Annotated in this window: 2 protein-coding genes and 1 pseudogene; 2 read left to right on the top strand and 1 reads right to left on the bottom strand. The window is 75.9% G+C overall.

What is annotated here, in order from left to right:
• Nucleotides 1–744 (top strand): annotated as a pseudogene (locus MXD58_RS29490) (cobyrinate a,c-diamide synthase); the annotation flags it as partial.
• The gene (locus MXD58_RS29485) at nt 734–1,288 is read left to right on the top strand and encodes a cobalamin biosynthesis protein (RefSeq protein WP_248839454.1); all 555 of its coding nucleotides are present in this window, start codon (nt 734–736) and stop codon (nt 1,286–1,288) included. The pseudogene MXD58_RS29490 and the gene MXD58_RS29485, both read left to right, overlap by 11 nt.
• A gap of 10 nt (nt 1,289–1,298) precedes the next feature.
• On the opposite strand, the gene MXD58_RS29480 is transcribed toward MXD58_RS29485, so the two are convergent.
• On the bottom strand, nt 1,299–2,030 hold the full coding sequence (locus MXD58_RS29480) for an alpha/beta hydrolase (protein ID WP_248839453.1): 732 nt from the start codon (nt 2,028–2,030) through the stop codon (nt 1,299–1,301).
• Nucleotides 2,031–2,297 lie beyond the last annotated feature (267 nt).

The following is a 2,297-nucleotide window of genomic DNA, read 5'->3' as shown; positions in this document are numbered from 1 at the left end:
CCCGCCCCCCGCCCGGGCCGGCCCGCGCGGATCGCCGTCGCCGGCGGCGCCGCGTTCACCTTCGGCTACCCCGAACACGTCGAACTGCTCGCCGCCGCCGGCGCCGAGGTCCTCACCGTCGACCCGCTGCGCGACGAAACCCTGCCCGCCGGCACCGACGCGCTGATCATCGGCGGTGGTTTCCCCGAGGAACACGCCGGCGCCCTGAGCGCGAACGCGCCGCTGCGCACCCGGATCGCCGCGTTCGCCGCCGCCGGCCATCCCGTGTCCGCCGAATGCGCCGGGCTGCTCTACCTCGCCCGCACCCTGCAGGACGCCCCCATGTGCGGTGTCCTGGCCATCGACGCGATCATGGGCCCCCACCTCACCCTCGGCTACCGCACCGCGGTCGCCGCCACCAGCAGCCCCCTGGCCGCCGCCGGCACGGTCCTCGGCGCCCACGAGTTCCACCGCACCACCCTGGCGCCCCCGGCGCCCGGCGTCCCACCACCGGCCTGGCAGCTGCCCGCCGCCACCGACGACCTCCCCACCCGCCGCCAGGGCACACCCGCCTCCCGCTGGCGCGCCGAAGGCTTCGTGCACCTGCGCGTCCACGCCTCCTACCTGCACCTGCACTGGGCCGGACACCCCGACATCGCCCGTCGGCTCCTGGCCGCCGCCCACGCCGCCCGCCGCGGCGCCCCGCATCCACCCGCCGACCACACCCACGCACACGGCGGGGGAGCGCACCGCGGTGCCGCCTGACCATCACCCAGACGGAGCCGACCACCCGGCCCCCGGCACCGATCGGCCCGCAGCGCCCGCACCGCAGGCCGATCTCGTCCTCGGCGTCGGCGCGCGCCCCGGCGCCACCGCGGCGCAGATCCTCACCCTCATCGACGACGCCCTGCGCACCCTCGCCGTCGCCCCCACCGCCGTGCTCGCCCTGGCCACCGTCACCCACCGCCAGCACGACCCCGGCCTGCGCGCCGCCGCCGCCCACCACGGCTGGCCGCTGCTCGCCCACCCCCCGGCCCGCCTCGCCACCATCCCCGTGACCCACCCCAGCGCTGCCGCCCAGAAGGCCCTGGGCATCCCCGGCGTCGCCGAAACCGCCTGCCTGATCCCCCTGCACCCGAGCCCCGGACTGCCAGCGCCGCGTCTGATCCTGCCCAAACGCGTCGGGCGCGGCGTCACCCTCGCCGTCGCCCGCCACCACCGCCCGCCCGCACCCGCGCAGGTGATACCCCACCGGCCGGTGTTCCTCGAGGTCGCCGACGGAGCCGCCCGCGAGGAACACCACCCCTGACCGGCCAGGCCTACCTCAGATGCCGGGTGAGGAACCGGGCGGTGTCGTCCACCTCGAACCACGGCGTACCGGCGTGCCCGCCGAGGTTGGCGTGCAGCGTCTTCTCCCGGGAACCGAAGGCGTCGAACAGGTCCAGGATCGGCTGGCGTGCCATCCCCGCGTCATCCCACTGCAGCAGGAACAGCAGCGGCAGGCTGACGTGGCGGGCCTGTTCGCGCTGGGGGCGCGGCACGAAACCCTGACCGAAGAACACGGCGGCGGCGATCCGCGGCTCGAGCACCGCGAGGGCGACACCGACCGCGGTCATCCCCGAGTAACCGACCGGACCGGCGATCTCGGGCAGCGCCAGCAGCGCGTCGCAGGTGGCCTGCCATTCGGGAACCGCCGTGTCGACCAGCGGGCCGAGAAACGCATCGACGATGTCCCCGACCGGCTCACCGGCCGCCAGCGCGCGGCGCAGATCGCCGCGGTGCCGCTCGTCGGCGGGGGACCGGGGCCGCTCGCCGTGCCCGGGGGCGTCGATGGCCGCCACCGCGAAACCGTAGGCGGCCGCGGTGTACCGGGCGCGGGCCACCAGGCGTGGTTCCCGCTTGTGCAGCCCGCCGCCATGACCGGTGAGGATCAGCGGCACCGGCGCGGACCGCGCCGACGCGGGCGTCCACAGGACCCCGGGGATCTCACCGAGGAGGAAAACGCGTTCGACGACACCATCGTCGAGACGCAGCTCGGAACTCACACGCATGGTCGTGCCTTTCGGGAGCGTTCCTGATCGGCGCTCCCGGACGACCTACCGCCCGACCATGACCCCACGAGGGAGCACCCCTGTCGACACTGCACTCACGGGTACCACCTCCACGGTCTCTCGCACGGCCACCGGCACACTAACAGCGCCCACGGCGACCCGCCCACAGGTTTTCGCCGCCGAGCACCCCGCCGCACGCCGCGACGGTGGCTCAGGCGGGCAGCGGACTCCACGGCGCCGCGTCCCGCCCCGGCGACAGCGCCGGGG

Source organism: Frankia sp. AgKG'84/4, from assembly GCF_023242965.2.
Taxonomy (GTDB): domain Bacteria; phylum Actinomycetota; class Actinomycetes; order Frankiales; family Frankiaceae; genus Frankia.
Note: the sequence above shows the minus strand (reverse complement) of the source record. Positions and strands in the feature narration are given on the sequence as shown.

Coding starts and splice junctions, on each gene's coding strand:
- MXD58_RS29480 (WP_248839453.1), bottom strand. CDS start 2,030: ATGCGTGTGAGTTCCGAGCTGCGTCTCGACGATGGTGTCGTCGAACGC.